Here is an 18484-nt window from a genome sequence, read left to right on the forward strand (position 1 = left end):
ATTCGATGAGTAAAGTTCAAGAAAAATATCAAATATCTCCTGCCTTTGTTTTCTTCTTAATTCACGGTGCACAGTTTGGTGCTGGCGTTCTCGGTTTCGCTCGGATTATTGCAAAAGCTGCTGGATACGATGGATGGATAGGAGTTATTATCACAGGAATTGGTATCCATATTCTTATATGGATGATGTATGTCTTATTAAAAGAAACAAATGGAAACTTAATTGATTTACATCGGCAAACATTTGGAAAGTGGCTAGGAAATGGTATTAGCATCATCTTTATGGCTTATTTTTTAATCGTCAGCATTTCCGTCATTCGAACATACGTTGAAATTATTCAAGTATGGATGTTCCCTACCGCTTCCACCTTTATGTTAACACTCTTTTTATGCTTAGTTAGTTATTACATTATTTCTTCTGGATTTCGTGTCATTACTGGCATTTGCGTCATCTCTGTTGGTGGTACACTAGGATATTTAATTCTTAGCTTATTCGTTTTGAAATACTCACATTGGGATAATTTACTTCCTATATTCACACATTCTTTTTCAGATATTTTAAAAGCCGCCAATCTGTCAATCTACAGTATGACAGGCTTTGAGATTTACCTCATGGTTTATCCATTTGTGAAAAAACCTATGCAATCTCATAAATACGCTCAATACGGGGCATTATTTTCAAATCTTCTATATTTATTTAGTACCCTTTTAGCCTTTGCGTTTTTTAGTGAGAAACAATTGTTAAAAACGATATGGTCACAACTTTCTATGACCCAAGTCATTCAATTACCATTCATAGAAAGGCTAGAATATATTGCGATTTCAGGCTATGCACTCGTTATTATTTCAAGTTTTATCCTTCCGTTATGGGCGGCAATGAGAGGCACTCACGAAATATTTCGCGTAAAACAAAGAGGTATTTTAATTGCTTTTATCTTTATCACGCTTATTGTTTCACAACTTTTAACAAACAGGCACGATATTAACAATTTTATTAGTAATGCAGCAAAAGTTAGTTTTTGGCTCATTTATGTATACATCCCAATTCTATTTATTATTGTGTGGGTGAAAAGAAAATGGAAAAAATCAAAAGCACGAGCAAATTAATGCTTATTTCTTGTATAACATTCTTTAGTCTAACTGGATGTTTACAAAAAAATATTATCGACGATGTACAACTTATTCAAGGAACCGTTTTTGATGTAGCAAAAGATAATAAAGTAAAAGTGACATTCGTTTGTCCCATTCAGAAAAAAGGTAATAAAGTTCAAGTTTTTGAAGGCAGCGCAAATGCGGTAAAGCAAGTAAAAGCAGACACATCTTTAGAATCTTCTCAACCTTTTGCTAGCGGACAAATGCGTGTTGCTCTATATACGATAAGACTTGCCAAAACAGGAATGTCTACTTCATTCGATACATTACTTCGAGATGTTAATATAGGGAACGCTTTGTATGTTGGCTTATTAGAGGGGAATGGTACTGAACTTTTAAAAGGAAAATATACGACTTCATACAACGTTGCAATTTATATAAAAAAGTTGTTAGAACATAATATGGAGACCGGTCCTTTACCAACAGATAATCTGCATGTAGGAGCATTCCGTTATTACCAAGAAGGGCAAGACTACTATATTCCAATTTTAAAGAAACATGGTGATAAAATAAAAATTAACGGAATTGGTCTTTTTAAAAAGGATAAGTATATCGGTAAAATCGCGGAAAAAGATATGTTCATATTTAAAGGACTATTAGAGAAACACAAATTAGATTCACACGAATTTAAAACAGATTCTGCGTACGTAATGATTAATAATATTCGTTCTGTTCCAACTTACGATATAAAAATTAAAAACGGGAAGCCTTCTTTTTTCATTCATGTTCATCTTGATGCACGTATTCAAGAACTATCGAAGCAAATTAACTTAGAAAATAACAAGAACACAAAAAACATTGAAAAAAATGTCCAAAAACAATTGGATGTACAGGCTACCAAATTAATTAAGCAGTTTAAATCTTTAAACGTAGATCCTCTCGGGCTAGGTGCAAAGTATAAACAACATTATCGCCCATTCAAATTAGAAGAATGGAGACAAATGTATAAAGATGTTCCGGTTCATATAAAATACACCGTAAATATTACAAATTCTGGTGTAATTGAATGAGAAATGATTGAACTCCTCTCTCCAGCATGATACAACGGAGAGAGGAGTTTTTTATTACCAAATAGAGAGAGAAGATATTTACGGGGGAGCTTATGTCTAAAAAATTAGTAAAGCCTATTTTAAATGGTATTTTATTTCTCGGCGTCTTTTTATTTGCTCATACATACTTAAAAAATGTTTCTTTCACACGTTATTTACTTGTCGTTATACCAATGTTACTCGTTGGTATATTTGGCATCGATCTTATTTTATCCATTTTAATAAAAAAAGAAGAATAACGAGCAGAGCCGTCCCAAAAGTATTCCGGGATGGCTTTCTTTTATTAATAGGTTATGTTTTGTTTTGTCGTTAAATCGATATAACCTTTACTATCACTATCTTAACTAAAAGATAAAACTTTTAGACAGTGCCTTTTCATTTCATAATCACCCTATGTTACAATGAGATTCGGACAAAGCGAGAAAGGATGAAACAACATGACAAACGAAAAAGGTTTAGATAAAGGATACGAACTTGTTGCGAAAATGCATGAAGAGTTCGGACATCCTGTGACAAATACTCCAACAAAACTAACAGAAGAGCGTGCAAAAATTCGTGCTAGCTTTATGCAAGAAGAGCTAGAAGAATTTCTAGAAGCAACGACTGTTGAAGATCAATATGATGCACTGATTGACCTTATTTACTTTGCATTCGGAACGTTTGCCGAAATGGGCGTACGTCCAGATAAAGGATTCGAAATTGTAAATAATGCAAACATGGCAAAATTATTCCCTGATGGGAAACCTCGATTCCGCGAAGGCGATGGCAAAATTCTAAAACCAGAAGGCTGGCAAGCACCAGAGCCACAACTTCGTGCTGAAATCGAACGCCAACGCCAAGATGCTGAAAAAAACTGCTAGGATTTCCTAGCAGTTTTTTATTATGTCTTTTTTCCTTTGATTCATTAATGACCCACGTGTCCCGCGTGTCCTGCTGCTCCACTAATGCTAGCCGCTCCTGCCGCTGCTCCTGCTGCTCCCGCTCCAATTCCACCTGTCCAAGGAGAAGATTGTTGCTGTTGTTGATATTGTTGATATTGTTGGTGTTGTTGCCCCTGCTGACCTTGTTGACCTTGATGACCTTGATGACCTTGATGCCCTTGATGCCCTTGGTGTCCGTGCTGGCCTTGATGACCATGATGACCTTGATGACCTTGATGACCTTGATGACCTTGATGCCCTTGGTGTCCGTGCTGGCCTTGATGACCTTGATGACCTTGATGACCTTGATGACCTTGATGACCTTGATGACCTTGGTGTCCGTGCTGGCCTTGGTGGTGATGATGGCCTTGGTGGTGACCATGGTGTCCGTGCTGGCCTTGATGCGTTTGATAAAGAACAGCCTGCGGATGTATATGATGGTGTCCGTGGTGATGTACTTGTTGCCCCTGATGTCCTTGATGGTGGTGATGACCATGGTGTCCTTGGTGATGATGATGTCCTTGGTGGTGGTGGTGTCCTTGGTGGTGATGGTGTCCTTGGTGGTGATGGTGTACATGGTGGCCATGGTGTCCTTGGTGATGGTGATGTACGTGGTGACCGTGAACACCTTGCGGATAACCGCCTACTCCGCCTGCTACGACACCTACTCCCGGTACCGGAAATCCTGTCTGCACTCCTCCAACGAAAGAAGGAAATGTAGTTGGTACTCCTACTGGAATTCCTGTCTGTACGCCAGCTACTGATGTCGGAAATCCTCCTGTTACTGTAGGCATTCCAGCCCCTGATGTCGAAAATCCTCCCATTAATGTAGGCATTCCAGTTTGCATGCCAGCTACCGATGTTGGAAATCCTCCTGCTGCTCCACCCATCCAGCTCGGAATTTCACCGTATCCTTGTTGGTGACCTGCTCCTCCCATCCAGCTCGGAATTCCACCGTATCCTTGTTGGTGGCCTGCTCCTCCCATTAACATCATTTGTGCATAACTGTCCGATTCGCCTCCGAAGAAGCCGTGTGGTGCATTATTGTCCATCCCTTTCATTCCTTTCACCTCTTCTACTCAATTTAGCCTACCTTTTTTATCATATTTCCTATAGAAAAATAGGTGTTTGTCTGTATTGGATTTCCGCTCTTTTATTTGTACGTAGTGGAATAATTGAAAACTTAGACTAAGGTGATCCTAAGATTATTTTCTACACAAAAAAGCTCAGAGTATAAATACTCTGAGCTTTTTTGAATGGATTAGTTTGCAACAACGTTAACAAGTTTTCCAGGAACTACAATTACTTTACGAACCGTTTTTCCTTCGATTTGGTCTTGAATTGCTTCAAGTGCAAGTTGTTCCATTTCTTCTTTTGATGCGTCTTTACTCATTGTTAGTTTCGCGCGAACTTTGCCCATAATTTGAACAACGATTTCAACTTCATCTTCTACAAGTTTAGACTCATCAAATGTTGGCCAGCTTGCATATGTGATTGTTTCATTGTATCCAAGTTTGCTCCATAGCTCTTCCCCGATGTGAGGTGCAACTGGTGCAATCATTTTTACGAAACCTTCTACATATTCTTTTGGAAGTGTTTCAGCTTTGTATGCATCGTTGATGAATACCATCATTTGAGAAATCGCTGTGTTGAAGCGAAGCTCTGCATAGTCTTCTGTTACTTTCTTCACTGTTTGGTGGTAAGCTTTTTCAAGATTTTTGTTTGGTGCATCAGTAATTTTCTCACTTAATTCGCCGTTATCTTGAATGAATAGGCGCCATACGCGGTCTAGGAAGCGACGAGCTCCGTCAAGACCATTTTCAGACCAAGCAATTGAAGCATCTAACGGTCCCATGAACATTTCGTATAGACGAAGTGTATCTGCACCATGGCTCGCTACGATATCATCCGGGTTTACAACGTTACCTTTTGATTTACTCATTTTCTCGTTGTTTTCACCTAAGATCATACCTTGGTTGAATAATTGTTGGAACGGTTCTTTCGTTGGAACTACACCGATATCATATAATACTTTATGCCAGAAACGAGCATATAGTAAGTGAAGTACAGCGTGCTCTGCACCACCGATATAAATATCAACTGGAAGCCATTGTTTTACTTTTTCAGGATCTACAAGTGCTTCGCTATTATTTGGATCGATGTAACGTAGGTAATACCAGCAGCTACCAGCCCATTGTGGCATTGTATTCGTTTCACGACGACCTTTTTTACCAGTTTCAGGATCAACAACATTTACCCACTCTTCAATGTTAGCTAGTGGTGATTCACCTGTACCTGAAGGACGAATGTTTTCTGTTTTTGGAAGAACTAATGGTAATTCTTCTTCTTTCACAGCTGTCATTGTGCCATCTTCCCAGTGGATTACTGGAATTGGCTCACCCCAGTAACGTTGACGGCTGAATAACCAGTCACGTAGACGGTACGTTACTTTTTGATTTCCTGCGCTCGTTACTTCAAGCCATTCAATCATTTTTGCGATTGCTTCTTCTTTATTTAAACCATCAAGGAATGCTGAGTTTACGTGTGCACCATCACCTGTGTACACTTCTTTCGTAATGTCTCCGCCTTTTACAACTTCCTTCATTGGAAGATTGAATACTGATGCGAATTCATAATCACGCTCATCGTGAGCTGGAACTGCCATTACAGCACCTGTTCCGTAAGTTGCAAGAACGTAATCAGCGATCCAGATTGGTAATTTCTCACCGTTTACTGGGTTAACTGCGTAAGCACCAGTGAATACACCAGTTTTCTCTTTTGCAAGTTCTGTACGCTCTAAATCGCTCTTCATTTTAACAGAGTTAATGTAAGCTTCTACAGCTTCCTTTTGATCTGCTGTTGTAATTTCTGCAACAAGTGCATGTTCCGGAGCAAGTACACAGTATGTTGCACCAAATAGTGTATCGGGACGCGTTGTGAAAACTGTGAACTTCTCATCTGTACCATCGATGTTGAAGTGTACTTCTGCACCTTCAGAACGACCAATCCAGTTACGTTGCATGTCTTTTAAGCTTTCTGGCCAATCAAGCTCATCTAGATCTTCTAATAGACGATCTCCATAAGCTGTAATTTTCAACATCCACTGTCTCATCGGACGACGCTCAACTGGATGACCACCGCGCTCACTCTTACCGTCAATGATCTCTTCATTCGCAAGTACTGTACCAAGTGCTGGGCACCAGTTTACAGGTACTTCATCAACGTAAGCTAAACCTTTTTCAAATAGTTTTAGGAAGATCCATTGTGTCCACTTGTAGTAGTTTGGATCCGTTGTATTTACTTCACGATCCCAATCGTAAGAGAAGCCTAATGCTTTAATTTGATTACGGAACGTATTAATATTAAGCTCTGTAAATTCAGCCGGGCTGTTTCCAGTATCAAGCGCATATTGCTCTGCTGGAAGACCGAATGCATCCCATCCCATTGGATGAAGAACGTTATACCCTTGCATACGCTTCATACGAGATAAAATATCTGTCGCTGTATAACCTTCTGGATGACCTACGTGTAAGCCTGCACCTGATGGATATGGGAACATATCTAGTGCATAAAATTTTGGTTTTTCTGTCTCATCTGGCGTACGGAATGTTTTATTCTCTTCCCAGTACCCTTGCCACTTCTTCTCAATATTTTGATGATTAAAGCTCATGAGATACCCTCCTTGAAATTCTATTTATTTTCACCGCCCAAAATACAAAAAACCTCTCATCCCTAGAAAGGGACGAGAGGTTATAGATTCCCGCGGTACCACCCTAAATTAATGTACAAATATACATTCGCTTAGATCCGTAACGTGGATTAACGGCAATTGCTACTATTAGTTTCACAACTGCAACTCAAAGGCGAGTTCATAACGAAACGTGGATTGACTTGCACCGACCGTCAACTCTCTAAACCAGCTTCTATTACTACTACTCCTTCTCACTGTTATTACACATATGAGTTAATGTGAACTACCTACCACTTCGTATCTCTTAAGAGCTTACTTGAAGTTAAGGCTTCTCGGTTAATCGTTACTCTTCATAACTAACGAATTCGTCTTAGGACAGCCGAGCTATCTCCCTTGTTCCAAAGGTTGTTTTATTTAAATATATTCTAAAACATGTTACATGTTCCGTCAAACTAAACTGCAATTTTTTCTTCAACTGTTTCTTCTACTTTTACTCGCTTATCATACATGCTCGTTGCAATAATCGCTACTACAAGCATTACCATGATTGCTATAAACAATACTTCCATATTGTATAAATCAACAATCGCTCCACCAACGACCGGTCCGAACATTTTCCCTACAGTCGCCGCACTATTTACAACGCCTTGATAAAAACCTAGTTTATCTTTTGACGCAAGTATATTCGCAATCGTCGGCACCGCTGGCCATACAAATAACTCACCAATTGTTAATGTCACCATCGCAACGAGAAACATTGTAAATTGCTGCGCTTGACTTAATACAACGAATGACGCCGCAAAAATGATGATTCCAATCATAATTTGCTGTTTTAAAGAACGCTTCATCCAGCGAATTAGCATACTAACTAGCGGCTGCGCACAAACGATCATTGCTCCGTTTATCGTCCATAATAAACTATAGTGACGAAGGCTAATATTTAATTCCTGCATATGTGTTGCAATTGCCCCTTGCCACTGTACATATGTAACCCAGCATAAAGCATATGCTACACATACGATAAGAAGTGCTTTGAATCCAGGTGTAAGTGTCCAGCCTTTTTTCGTTTCGACTTCTTTTTGCACTCCTGGCTCTTTCTTGTCTTCCATACCACGGAATCCGATAAAAGCAATTAAGAAGAAAACAAAGTATAAAATAAAGTTCGCTAAGAAAATATAATCAAAACGATACGATGCAACTAATCCACCACACGCTGTTCCGATCGCAATACCAACGTTTTGTCCAACATACATCGCATTAAATGCCCGTCTTCCGCCCTCTGGCCAAACCGTACCAACCATCGCATACATCGATGGGAAGACCATTCCAGAACCAAAACCGATTAACGCTAGCCATACAACATATAACGGCCAACCGTGGAAGAACACAAGACCTAAAATCGATACGAGTGTAATAACAATCCCTACTAAAGTTGATTTATAACCGCCCCATTTATCAAATAAAACACCGCCGAGCAAGTTTCCGATTACACCAGTAAGCGAGTTGATCATTAATACCATTCCGGCCACAGATAAAGATTTTCCTAAGTGATCATGCAAATAAATTGTATTAAAAGGCCATAAAAAAGAAGCACCCGTGACATTAATAATCATCCCAGCTACTAATAGCCATACTTTCCTTGGCATAGTCTCCCCTCCTATTCTATTTTTTCGTTCATCTATAACAGTAAAATTGTAGTCGTTTTTAAATAGGAAGGCAACTGATTAATAGTTGATGAAATTCAGATAACGATGTGTCGATAAATGAAATTATATTGATTACCGCTTGAAAATATATCGGCGATTCTCAAATTATATCGACTTACCAACAAAAAACGACATCAGTAACAATATATAAATAAAGGGAGACTACATGAATTTCACATAGTCTCCCCTATACTATCCAACTTCTTTTTCTCGCTTCGCACGTTCTTTAGCACTCCATTTAAATATTTTGTCTAACAAAGAATATATTCTCCCAGACTCTTTCGTTAATAACGGTCCTAACGATGCCAATATTAAAACATACAGTGCAGAGAACGGTTTAATCGTTGCCATTAAACCACCCGCAATGCCGATATTGGCTACAATAATGGAGAATTCCCCGCGTGATACGAGTGTTAAACCAATATTCATAGAAGCCTTATGCGATAACCCGGCTTTACGTCCCGCCATCATTCCAGCTGTAAAATTACCAATGAGTGTAATAAAAACTGCTCCTAATGCCAACCACACTGCTCCTCCGAGTGAAAACGGGTCTATACTTAAACCGAAGCTAAAAAAGAATATGGCTCCAAAGAAATCACGAAACGGAACGACGAGATGCTCAATCCGATCACTATGTTCTGTTTCAGAAAAAACGAGTCCCAATAATAATGCTCCAATTGCCTCAGCAACATGAATCGTTTCTGAAAATCCTGCTACAAAGAATAAAATAGCGAATATTACGATAATAAAAATTTCATTTGATGAAATATCAAATATTTTATTTAAGAACGGCGTAGCTTTTCTAGCGATTACAAAGAATAGGAGCATATACCCTACTGCGATTAACACCGATGTAAGAGCACCTACAAATGAAGTTGCACCTCCAAGTACTAACCCTGAAACGACTGATAAATATACAGCTAAAAAGATATCATCAAACATAATGATTCCTAATATTAATTCTGTCTCTTTATTACCAGATCTTCTTAAATCAACAATTACTTTTGCAACAATTGCACTCGATGAAATTGTAATGATTCCAGCAATGATTAATGTTTCTAATAAGGGAAAGCCCATTATATATCCATAGAGTAAACCTAATATGAAATTAAGCGATATATGAACACTACCCCCAAAAGCAATCGACTTTCCTGATTTAATTAATTTTTTTATTGAGAATTCTAAGCCTAAGTAGAATAAGAGGAATATGACGCCCACACGGCCGAGGAAGGAAATAACTTCTCCGCTTTCAATAAACCTTAAATCGATAAGTCCTAAATCTGGGGCATGAGGCCCCACTAACATACCAAGTATAATGAGAAACGGGATAATCGAGAACTTTAACTTCGCAGCGAGGATAGCTGCAAAAGCTACTAATACTAACGCAGTTCCAACTTCAAAGATTAAAGTATCCATCGATTATGAATCACCTCCTGCTGAAAGTAATTCATTAATAATTCTTTTCACTTCATGTCTTTCACCCGATAATACGAGCATATCGCCAGCTTCAATAATAGAGTCTGGACCTGGATTGAAAAACTTCTTCATATTCTTTTTCAAAATAGCAATAATCGTTACGTTATATGTTTTTCTGACATGTAAACTACCAATTGTTTGCTGTACTACTGGTGCGTTATTTTCTACCTTAAACCATTCAATTGATAATCCTTCAAAAGCCATTTCAATTGTATCTAACGCTTGTGGTCTATATACCATTCCACCTAAAATAGCCGCAATTTGTCTCGCTTCAGAATCGCGAAGAGAAACGCTTGAAATACTCTCATCCTGATCCGCATCAAAATGATACATTTCTCTTCGGCCATCATCATGAATCACGATAACCATTTTTTCATTACCTTTTGTAATTACTTCAAACTTACAACCAATACCCGGAAGTTCACTTTCTCTAATATTCATATTTTCCGCCTCCTAAAGTTTTTAGTTACGGCTTTTACAAATCTACATCAATCTCTGTTTTAAACTTTTCATCTTTTGAGATTCCTAAATACTTGAGTGTTTCTGATGGAGTTGCGTGATGGAAATGCTTTTGCAATAGAGCAATCGCTATTCCTCTTTTATACGCGTGAAATCCAAATGTTTTTCGCATTGAGTTCGTTCCAATCTTTCCGACAATCCCAACCGCTTCAGCTGCGCTATGGATAACACGATACGCTTGTTGGCGCGAGATTGAATTTGTCGTTTTATTAGATTGAAATACGTAGTTTTCTCTTTGAGCATCAATAGATTGTACGTACTCTAAAAGTGCTTCTTTTACTTTTGTATTTAAATAAATATCTTGTTTAAATTTTTCATCTTTCACAGGAAGAGAGTAAAACTCTTTAACTGTTCCATCTTCATTTAATACCTCTTCAAATTTCATACTAAGTAACTCAGTAATCTTTAATCCTGTGTTAATTCCAATAACAAATAAAAGATAATCTCGCTGTGAGTGCTCTTTTAAATACTTTTTCATAGCCTCAATTTGGCTTATATCTTTTAATGCCTCTACAACTTCCATACATGTATCTCCTCATCTTATGAACGGTAATTTTCTCATTATCCTGTTCATTTTACCTTATCACGCTATGAGATTTCCATGTATTATCCATTATTTTCACAATATACGACTTAGGTCTGACAATTTTTCATTCGGAAATTTATGATTGTACAAATACGGTGTGGGTAGAAAAATAGGGGATACAAATTCAGCTTCTTTCTATAGATCGGATTCCTCCTTTCGTTTTCCAGTTGCTGATACTCATATATTATGTTACTTATTTATATTATATTATATATTTCAGTAACATTAAAGTGTTTTTCCTGAAAAAAAATAAAAACCGAGCAGTTTCGCTCGGTTTTTTATTAATCTTCTTTCGGAAGAACAATTCCTTTATACAATTGAACAGTAATGAAGTAATAAATCGTGTAAATAACTACGAAAATTACGATTGGTACCCAAATACGGAAATACGGATCAATTAAAATAAATCCGAAAATATTCATACCGACTAATACGTGAGCAATACCTACAATTGCTGGGAATAGGAATACTAAGAATAATTCTTTATAAATTGATTTTGTTAATAATTCACGGCGCACCCCGATTTTACGAAGCATTTGATAACGCATAATATCTTTTGATGCCCCAGAAAGAATTTTGAACATTAAACAACTTGCCATCATTGCTAAGAAAGCAATTCCAAGGAAGAATCCCATAAACACTGTTCCGCTCGCAATGCCATAGAACATGTCGTAAGCTTGATATTTACTATCTAATCTTTCAGATGCTACATTTTTATATTTATCTAGTTGCAACTCGTCAAGTTTTTTCCATTCTTTTGTGTGTGCTTCAAAATCATCTGTTTTTCCAATAAATACGATTCCTTCTTTACCATTTACAGTATCGTACATTTTTTGATTTACAATTTTAATTGCATGATCTTCATGTACGTAGAATGGCTCGATTGTTCTGAAAGCCTCGTCCCATTCTTGTGGAAGTTCTTTAACGTTCGCATCTTTTTCATTCATTTCTCTAGAAACTGCGCCTACTGGTAGTTCCTCTGAAACCTTTTTCGTTTTCACTAAATCCTTCATCGACTTCATGTTTTCCATATCTTTTAATAAAGGACGATTTTTCTCTAAATCCTCTTTTACATAGTAAACGTATTTATCATCGACTTTGTAACGATATTCACTTTTCTCTTTAAATGTAATACCGTCTAAAATTTTCTTTTCTTCAGCAGTTGGATTATGAACTACTGAATCATATATTACGAAACCATCAGCCATTTTTATAACGTTATTTTTAAACGCCATACCACCTGAAATTGCACCGGCTCCAAGAGCAACTAACATCGCTACTGTCGCAAGCACTTTCGTTAAACTATTAATACGGAAGTTTAATTGTGCAAATGTAAAAGCGTTAAGTCCTTTTTCACTACGCTTTTTATTACTTTTTAACTTTTTAATAATGACTGGAAGAAATGATCCAAATAGCATGTAAGTACCAGCTGTTGTTGTAATTAATGCAATAAGAATTCCCATTTCTCTTAACGTTTCCATATTCATCATAGCTGCATATCCAATGCCTAATAAAATAACCGCAAGGAATGCAACTAAACCTGTCATTTTTCCTTTTACTGCAACACGTTCTGTTTGTGCGTCAGCATGTACAAGTTGTAATACAGAAATACGGGATAATTTAATACTATTCATAATTGCTGATAATACAAATAGTGCAAAGAAGAAGATGCAAGTAACAGTCATAGATGGAATATAAAATGATTTATACCCTTCACCAGCAAATTCTAATTGTTTCATTAATAACTGCCCGATACCTTCTGCAAGTCCTACACCAACTGCAAGTCCAACCGCAAGAGACGCAGCTCCTAATACAATTGTCTCAATAAACATAAGTAATGTAACTTTATGCTTTTTTGCTCCTAACATCATATACATACCAAACTCTTTTTGACGAAGAGATAATAAGAAAGAGTTTGCATATAAAATATAGAAGAAGGTTATTATCGCTAATAAAAATGAACCTGCTTGGAATACAAATCCAATAGACTTAATCACTGAATTAGATTCAAGAAATGCTTCATTTAGCGCTAACGTTTGAAACATATAAAAAATTGAAATCGACATGACAAGACCGACAAGTAAGACGATATAATCTTTCAGCTTACTCTTTAGCCCTGACATGGAAAGTTTGAATAACATGTCCTAGACCTCCTCCCTTACGCTTTTTGTGTACCTAAATCTGCAAGTACATCTAAAATTTCTTTATAGAACTCTTCACGCGTACCACCGCGATGAATTTCTTTATATAGCTCACCATCTTGAATGAATAAAATACGCTGACAGTAGCTTGCACTGTACGGATCATGTGTAACCATCATAATAGATACACCTTGATCTTGATTTAAGTTTGTCATCGCATCAAGTAAGCTTGCTGCATTTTTAGAATCAAGCGCTCCTGTTGGCTCGTCCCCTAAAATAATTGCTGGCTCATGTACTAAAGCGCGCGCTGCTGCTGAACGTTGTTTTTGTCCACCAGAGACTTCAGATGGATATTTTTGAAGTATTGCCGAAATGCCTAACATATCAGCTACCTTTTCTACTTTCGGTCCAATATTACGTGATGAAACACCTTGAAGTGAAAGTGGAAGTGCAATGTTTTCATAAATAGATAAGTTTTCTAATAAATTAAAGTCTTGGAAGATGAATCCTAACTTTTGTGAACGGAAATCTGAAAGCTCACCTTGCTTCATTTTTGTAATATCCGTTCCTGCAATTTCAACAACGCCGCCTGTTGCTTTATCAAGCGTTGAAATTACATTTAATAATGTTGTTTTACCAGAACCAGACGGCCCCATAATTCCAACAAACTCACCCTCTTGAATTGAGAATGATACACCTTTTAACGCGTGTGATTGATTCTCACCTTTTTTACCGTACACTTTTTGAACGTTTTTTACGTCTACAACTGGTTTCGTCATATATATCCTCCTACGCTTGTTTTTCCATTACCTATTTTGCTCCTTTTGGAGATGAACTGCTATTTGTTAACATTACATTTACCTTACACTTTTGTAATATAAAAAAGATGAGTGTGTAAGGTTCGTTGGTAAATGAAATTTTATTAACGATTTTTCAAATATATCGGCGATTCGACAAGTAGTATCGACTTACCGAAAAGATGACAAAAAAAGTGGGCTGTTCCACAAAAGGAACAGCCCACTTCTCTCTTTATTTCTTTAAAGGTGTTACCGTCCAATACGTAATAACACGCCAAATCCATTCTAATGGACCCATTCTAAAGATTTTCATCCAAATTACGCTAAACACAATTTGAATTGCGTAAACTGCAATACACACATATAACGTCTGCATGTAAGTTAAGTTTTCTGCAAAGTTAAATACACTTCCTGCAATTAAAATCATTGCAGTTTGTCCAATATAATTCGTTAAAGCCATACGACCATAGTACTTCAGTGGCGCTAACAATGTTTGAACTGGTTTTAATTGAAGTAGTAAAATTAATGCCCCAACATAGAAAGCTGAAATAATCGGTCCAACTGTAATACCAATCTGCAAGAACTTACTACTTTGCTCAATGTTTGGATCGTTTACTCCATCTAAAATAATGTTGTCAAAAGGCAATGCTGGAACTTGTTCGTACTGATACCATAAACCAATCAAACTTAACACAAACATAAATCCTGTGAATATAGCAACTTTTTTTATTTTTTGTGAAAGGTTTTCAAATACTTGATATTGTCCTGCAGCAAGACCTAATAAAATTAAACCTAGCGGTAAAAATTCTTTCGCAGCAAGTATACTAAAGGTAATTGTCAAAATAAGACCGATTACTAAATTCACTTCTTTTTTTGCTTTATAAAACGGTAAAACGATTAACCCGTAAATTGCATATAGCGTTAACGCTTCTCCAGGTTGAAACATTTGATGAATGTAGCCAAAAGTAAATAGCGCAACTACACGGCGTAAAAATAAAACATATCCATTTTTCCCTTTTGCAATCGCTCTAGAGATAAAGATATAGAATCCCACTCCAAATAAGAATGAGAAGATTGAGAAGAAACGACCTTCTACAAATAAGTATAAAAACCTTTGATAACTAGCATCCACTGTGTTAGGATCTGGAATTTTAATGTTAAGTAGTGCAAGAATATTTACTAAAATAATCCCCAGTAATGCAAAGCCACGAATGTAATCTAATTCATCGATTCGTTTGTTTGTAATATTGTTCCCCATAAAGCAACTCCTTGTATAAAATTTAATCCTCCCCTACTCTACTGGAGAAAGCGGCTCACAACTATCGACAAACCTTACAGAAATATTACATTATTGTAATATAATAAAATAAAACCAGGTCATATTGCGACCTGGTCTACTCTGATTGCTTCGATCTTTGAGGTTGTCCCTTTTTACTGTTACGCTGTTTCACTTGAACAACTGGATCAAGCTCATTCGAAAACTCAGCGTTATGTCCATTTTGCGTTTTTTGCTCTGGATTATTTTGATCTGAACGTTTCGCCATTACATTCACTCCTTATTAGTGCGGTGTAATAATCATTTGATGTTGCAATTGACGAATTGCCATACGTGCTCTATTTAACTGCTCACGTTGCTCATCATTCGCGTGTTGTTGCATCGTTTGTAAATCGTTATATGCTTGTTCTAATTGTAACTGCGCATCTGAATACTCCATCGTATTGTAATGCTCTTGTCTCATACCTTGGTCTAATTGTTCTTTCGCATATTCCACCGCTTGTTCCGCCTGTGTAATATACGATTCAAGTGATTGACGCTCTGCCATAATTGTCCCTCCTTGCTTCAATTCCCCTTTAGTGTGTCCCTTCCATATGAACCTTATGAGTATGTTATAATGGATTTTGTTTCATTTTGACTCGGCTTAGGAGGGAAAGTAATGAAGGTTCAAAACCCTTTTCCATATACAAACGACAATAAACGTTATCACACATGGAATTACCATTTACGAAATGAATTTGGTGAAAAAATCTTTAAAGTTTCATTAGATGCTGGCTTCGATTGTCCGAACCGCGACGGCACAGTTGCTTATGGCGGCTGTACATTTTGCAGTGCCGCTGGATCTGGTGACTTCGCTGGTGATCGCCGCGACGATGTTATAACGCAGTATCATGAAATGAAAGAAAAAATGCGCTCAAAGTGGAAAGACGGAAAATGTATCGCTTATTTTCAGGCATACACAAATACACACGCACCACTTGAAGTGTTAAAAGAAAAATTCGAACCGCTTCTAGCAGAAAAAGATGTTGTCGGTCTTTCTATCGCGACTCGTCCAGATTGCTTACCAGACGATGTTGTTGAATATTTAGCGGACTTAAATAAACGCACGTACCTTTGGGTTGAACTTGGATTACAAACTGTTCATGAACGAACTGCAAACCTTATTAATCGCGCTCACGATTATCCGTCTTATGTGGAAGGTGTAAATAAATTACGCAAGCATGGCATTCGAGTTTGTTCTCATATTATTAACGGTCTTCCACTTGAAGATTACGACATGATGATGGAGACAGCTCGTGAAGTAGCGAAGCTTGACGTGCAAGGAATTAAAATCCACTTACTTCACTTATTAAAAGGAACGCCAATGGTGAAGCAATATGAAAAAGGACAACTAGAATTCCTTTCTCTTGAAGATTACGTAAGTCTCGTTGTTGACCAACTTGAGATTATTCCAGCAGATGTAATTGTGCACCGCATCACAGGTGACGGTCCACCTGATTTAATGATCGGTCCAATGTGGAGCTTAAATAAATGGGAAGTATTAAATTCCATCGATGCAGAATTTGTACGCCGCGGAAGCTGGCAAGGAAAATATGCAAATGAGGAGAAACAAAAATGAAATTAGAACGTGTATTACCGTTTGCTCGCTCACTTCTGCAAACGGCAGTAAAAGAAGGCGATTACGCTGTAGATGCAACTTTAGGAAACGGTCATGATACTTGCTTCCTAGCTGAAATCGTTGGAGATAACGGAAAAGTATTTGGATTTGATATTCAAAAAGAAGCTATCGAAAGTTCTACGATCCGCCTAAAAGAAAAAGAACTTTTCGGACGTACTGTTTTAGTTCGCGATAGTCACGACACACTTCTATCCGTATTACCAGAAGAGGCAAAAGGAAAAGTAACAGGCGCAATTTTCAACTTAGGTTACCTTCCAGGCGGAGACAAACATATCGTCACAAAACCGAACTCAACAATCTCAGCAATCGAACAATTATTAGAAATAATGGCACCTGAAGGTATCATCGTCCTTGTCATTTACCACGGACATCCAGAAGGACAAGTAGAACGTGACGCTGTACTTACATTTGCCGAAGAACTAGACCAGAAACAAGCTCACGTACTGCGATACGGCTTCATTAACCAACAAAACAACCCGCCATTTATTGTGGCGATTGAGAAGCGGTAATTATATCGACAATTCGACACACTATATCGACTTATCGACAAAACATAACAAAAAAAGACGTGCACTCATTGCACGTCTTTTTCTTATTCTCCTATATAATGGATGTATACAATATTTGACGAAAGAAGGATAGAACTTTGCTAGTAGAACTAAGGGGAATTCAAAAGAAGTATGACAAATCACTTATACTAGACAACATTGATTTATCCATTCCAGAAGGAGAGGCACTCGCTATCATTGGCGGGAACGGGACTGGAAAAAGTACTCTACTCAAAATAATTGCAGGATTTATTTCACCTACGGCAGGGACACTTCAAAGAAAAGAACATATACAAATCGGCTATGTACCTGAACATTTTCCTGAAGGAATTCGTTTTACATTAGAGGATTATCTATATCATCTCGGCCACATTCACGGTTTATCAACAAAATATTTAAAAGATAAAATTCCGATGCTTCTTGAATCTTTTCATTTACATCATGCAAGACATTCCGTTATACGAAACTTTTCAAAAGGTATGAAACAAAAAACAGGCCTTATGCAAGCATTGCTTACGGACGTCCATTTATTAATTCTAGATGAACCTCTTTCTGGGCTCGATCCTAACTCTCAGCAAGAACTAGAACAAATTTTACTTTCATTGAAACAACAAGGCATATCTATACTCTTCACATGTCACGAAAAACAACTACTAGAAAACTTCGCCGATAGAGTTGTGACGGTAGCAAATCATACAATCACGGAAGATATCTCTGTACAAAAATCAGCAGAACAAGTCTATATTGAAGCAATCGTTCACGAAACATTTTCTACGATAGAACTACGGAAACAATTAGGATTTATACACGTTACACACAATTCAAATCAAAAACTTATTCAATTACAAATAGAAAAAGAATATACAAACGAAATGCTTCAGTTTTTATTACATAAAAAAGCATCTATCACACTGCTACAACCTAATTTTTAAATCGAAAGAAGGTT

18 protein-coding genes and 1 other annotated feature are annotated in these 18484 nt (G+C 37.2%); of the genes, 7 read left to right on the forward strand and 11 right to left on the reverse strand.

Translation table 11 applies throughout. From position 1 onward, the window contains the following. Positions 1-5 precede the first annotated feature (5 nt). From KZZ19_RS23145 to KZZ19_RS23160, 4 genes are all read left to right on the forward strand, one after another. Positions 6-1106 carry a spore germination protein gene (locus KZZ19_RS23145; protein WP_237981544.1) on the forward strand — a complete coding sequence of 367 codons (1101 nt, stop codon included), beginning with the start codon at positions 6-8 and terminating at the stop codon, positions 1104-1106. Beyond that, on the forward strand, positions 1076-2161 hold the full coding sequence (locus tag KZZ19_RS23150; protein ID WP_237981543.1) for a Ger(x)C family spore germination protein: 1086 nt from the start codon (positions 1076-1078) through the stop codon (positions 2159-2161). The genes KZZ19_RS23145 and KZZ19_RS23150 overlap by 31 nt, the downstream gene beginning before the upstream one ends. Positions 2162-2253: 92 nt before the next feature. Then, positions 2254-2439 carry a hypothetical protein gene (locus tag KZZ19_RS23155; RefSeq protein WP_000038779.1) on the forward strand — a complete coding sequence of 62 codons (186 nt, stop codon included), beginning with the start codon at positions 2254-2256 and terminating at the stop codon, positions 2437-2439. 198 nt (positions 2440-2637) lie between these two features. Continuing rightward, on the forward strand, positions 2638-3060 hold the full coding sequence (locus KZZ19_RS23160; RefSeq protein WP_088098067.1) for an HAD family hydrolase: 423 nt from the start codon (positions 2638-2640) through the stop codon (positions 3058-3060). Positions 3061-3104: 44 nt separating this feature from the next. On the opposite strand, the gene KZZ19_RS23165 is transcribed toward KZZ19_RS23160, so the two are convergent. From KZZ19_RS23165 to KZZ19_RS23215, 11 genes are all read right to left on the reverse strand, one after another. Beyond that, positions 3105-4181, reverse strand: a complete 1077-nt coding sequence (locus tag KZZ19_RS23165) for a hypothetical protein (protein ID WP_348638011.1) — start codon at positions 4179-4181, stop codon at positions 3105-3107. A gap of 200 nt (positions 4182-4381) precedes the next feature. Then, positions 4382-6790, reverse strand: a complete 2409-nt coding sequence (gene leuS / locus KZZ19_RS23170; RefSeq protein WP_088098070.1) for a leucine--tRNA ligase — start codon at positions 6788-6790, stop codon at positions 4382-4384. Positions 6791-6855: 65 nt separating this feature from the next. Continuing rightward, positions 6856-7075 (reverse strand) — a binding site (T-box leader). Positions 7076-7263: 188 nt separating this feature from the next. Beyond that, the gene (locus tag KZZ19_RS23175; RefSeq protein WP_237981541.1) at positions 7264-8457 is read right to left on the reverse strand and encodes an MDR family MFS transporter; all 1194 of its coding nucleotides are present in this window, start codon (positions 8455-8457) and stop codon (positions 7264-7266) included. 252 nt (positions 8458-8709) lie between these two features. Then, entirely contained in the window at positions 8710-9933 is a 1224-nt protein-coding gene (locus tag KZZ19_RS23180) for a cation:proton antiporter (RefSeq protein ID WP_237981540.1), read from the reverse strand. Positions 9934-9936: 3 nt separating this feature from the next. Continuing rightward, positions 9937-10434, reverse strand: coding sequence for a cation:proton antiporter regulatory subunit (locus KZZ19_RS23185; protein WP_237981539.1), 498 nt, complete (start codon positions 10432-10434; stop codon positions 9937-9939). 34 nt (positions 10435-10468) lie between these two features. Continuing rightward, positions 10469-11035, reverse strand: a complete 567-nt coding sequence (locus tag KZZ19_RS23190; protein ID WP_088098074.1) for a tyrosine-type recombinase/integrase — start codon at positions 11033-11035, stop codon at positions 10469-10471. A 344-nt stretch (positions 11036-11379) separates the two neighbouring features. Next, the gene (locus KZZ19_RS23195; RefSeq protein WP_237981538.1) at positions 11380-13239 is read right to left on the reverse strand and encodes an FtsX-like permease family protein; all 1860 of its coding nucleotides are present in this window, start codon (positions 13237-13239) and stop codon (positions 11380-11382) included. 17 nt (positions 13240-13256) lie between these two features. Then, complete coding sequence (locus KZZ19_RS23200; protein ID WP_071744449.1) at positions 13257-14018, reverse strand: ABC transporter ATP-binding protein; 762 nt, start codon at positions 14016-14018, stop codon at positions 13257-13259. A 250-nt stretch (positions 14019-14268) separates the two neighbouring features. Continuing rightward, on the reverse strand, positions 14269-15294 hold the full coding sequence (locus tag KZZ19_RS23205) for a DUF418 domain-containing protein (RefSeq protein WP_088098077.1): 1026 nt from the start codon (positions 15292-15294) through the stop codon (positions 14269-14271). A 136-nt stretch (positions 15295-15430) separates the two neighbouring features. Next, complete coding sequence (locus KZZ19_RS23210; RefSeq protein ID WP_001129345.1) at positions 15431-15580, reverse strand: hypothetical protein; 150 nt, start codon at positions 15578-15580, stop codon at positions 15431-15433. A gap of 15 nt (positions 15581-15595) precedes the next feature. Beyond that, positions 15596-15859 (reverse strand): YtzC family protein, encoded by a 264-nt coding sequence (locus KZZ19_RS23215; RefSeq protein WP_000840869.1) that lies wholly within the window; start codon positions 15857-15859, stop codon positions 15596-15598. Positions 15860-15970: 111 nt separating this feature from the next. Between KZZ19_RS23215 and KZZ19_RS23220 the strand changes: the two genes are divergently transcribed. The 3 genes from KZZ19_RS23220 (at position 15971) to KZZ19_RS23230 (ending at position 18470) form a co-directional block, all read left to right on the forward strand. Continuing rightward, complete coding sequence (locus KZZ19_RS23220; protein WP_088098079.1) at positions 15971-16930, forward strand: TIGR01212 family radical SAM protein; 960 nt, start codon at positions 15971-15973, stop codon at positions 16928-16930. Then, entirely contained in the window at positions 16927-17499 is a 573-nt protein-coding gene (locus tag KZZ19_RS23225; RefSeq protein ID WP_237981537.1) for a tRNA (mnm(5)s(2)U34)-methyltransferase, read from the forward strand. The genes KZZ19_RS23220 and KZZ19_RS23225 overlap by 4 nt, the downstream gene beginning before the upstream one ends. A gap of 137 nt (positions 17500-17636) precedes the next feature. Continuing rightward, on the forward strand, positions 17637-18470 hold the full coding sequence (locus KZZ19_RS23230; protein WP_237981536.1) for an ABC transporter ATP-binding protein: 834 nt from the start codon (positions 17637-17639) through the stop codon (positions 18468-18470). The last annotated feature ends 14 nt before the right edge of the window (positions 18471-18484 follow it).

It is taken from the genome of Bacillus thuringiensis (assembly GCF_022095615.2).
Lineage (GTDB): Bacteria > Bacillota > Bacilli > Bacillales > Bacillaceae_G > Bacillus_A > Bacillus_A cereus_AG.

Excerpts from the sequence above, each read along its gene's own strand:
- KZZ19_RS23200 (WP_071744449.1), bottom strand. The coding sequence starts at position 14,018 with ATGACGAAACCAGTTGTAGACGTAAAAAACGTTCAAAAAGTGTACGGT.
- KZZ19_RS23210 (WP_001129345.1), bottom strand. The coding sequence starts at position 15,580 with ATGGCGAAACGTTCAGATCAAAATAATCCAGAGCAAAAAACGCAAAAT.
- KZZ19_RS23225 (WP_237981537.1), top strand. The coding sequence starts at position 16,927 with ATGAAATTAGAACGTGTATTACCGTTTGCTCGCTCACTTCTGCAAACG.
- KZZ19_RS23195 (WP_237981538.1), bottom strand. The coding sequence starts at position 13,239 with ATGTTATTCAAACTTTCCATGTCAGGGCTAAAGAGTAAGCTGAAAGAT.
- KZZ19_RS23220 (WP_088098079.1), top strand. The coding sequence starts at position 15,971 with ATGAAGGTTCAAAACCCTTTTCCATATACAAACGACAATAAACGTTAT.
- KZZ19_RS23175 (WP_237981541.1), bottom strand. The coding sequence starts at position 8,457 with ATGCCAAGGAAAGTATGGCTATTAGTAGCTGGGATGATTATTAATGTC.
- KZZ19_RS23190 (WP_088098074.1), bottom strand. The coding sequence starts at position 11,035 with ATGGAAGTTGTAGAGGCATTAAAAGATATAAGCCAAATTGAGGCTATG.
- KZZ19_RS23215 (WP_000840869.1), bottom strand. The coding sequence starts at position 15,859 with ATGGCAGAGCGTCAATCACTTGAATCGTATATTACACAGGCGGAACAA.
- KZZ19_RS23150 (WP_237981543.1), top strand. The coding sequence starts at position 1,076 with ATGGAAAAAATCAAAAGCACGAGCAAATTAATGCTTATTTCTTGTATA.
- KZZ19_RS23165 (WP_348638011.1), bottom strand. The coding sequence starts at position 4,181 with ATGAAAGGGATGGACAATAATGCACCACACGGCTTCTTCGGAGGCGAA.
- KZZ19_RS23205 (WP_088098077.1), bottom strand. The coding sequence starts at position 15,294 with ATGGGGAACAATATTACAAACAAACGAATCGATGAATTAGATTACATT.
- KZZ19_RS23180 (WP_237981540.1), bottom strand. The coding sequence starts at position 9,933 with ATGGATACTTTAATCTTTGAAGTTGGAACTGCGTTAGTATTAGTAGCT.
- KZZ19_RS23160 (WP_088098067.1), top strand. The coding sequence starts at position 2,638 with ATGACAAACGAAAAAGGTTTAGATAAAGGATACGAACTTGTTGCGAAA.
- KZZ19_RS23145 (WP_237981544.1), top strand. The coding sequence starts at position 6 with ATGAGTAAAGTTCAAGAAAAATATCAAATATCTCCTGCCTTTGTTTTC.
- KZZ19_RS23155 (WP_000038779.1), top strand. The coding sequence starts at position 2,254 with ATGTCTAAAAAATTAGTAAAGCCTATTTTAAATGGTATTTTATTTCTC.
- leuS (WP_088098070.1), bottom strand. The coding sequence starts at position 6,790 with ATGAGCTTTAATCATCAAAATATTGAGAAGAAGTGGCAAGGGTACTGG.
- KZZ19_RS23185 (WP_237981539.1), bottom strand. The coding sequence starts at position 10,434 with ATGAATATTAGAGAAAGTGAACTTCCGGGTATTGGTTGTAAGTTTGAA.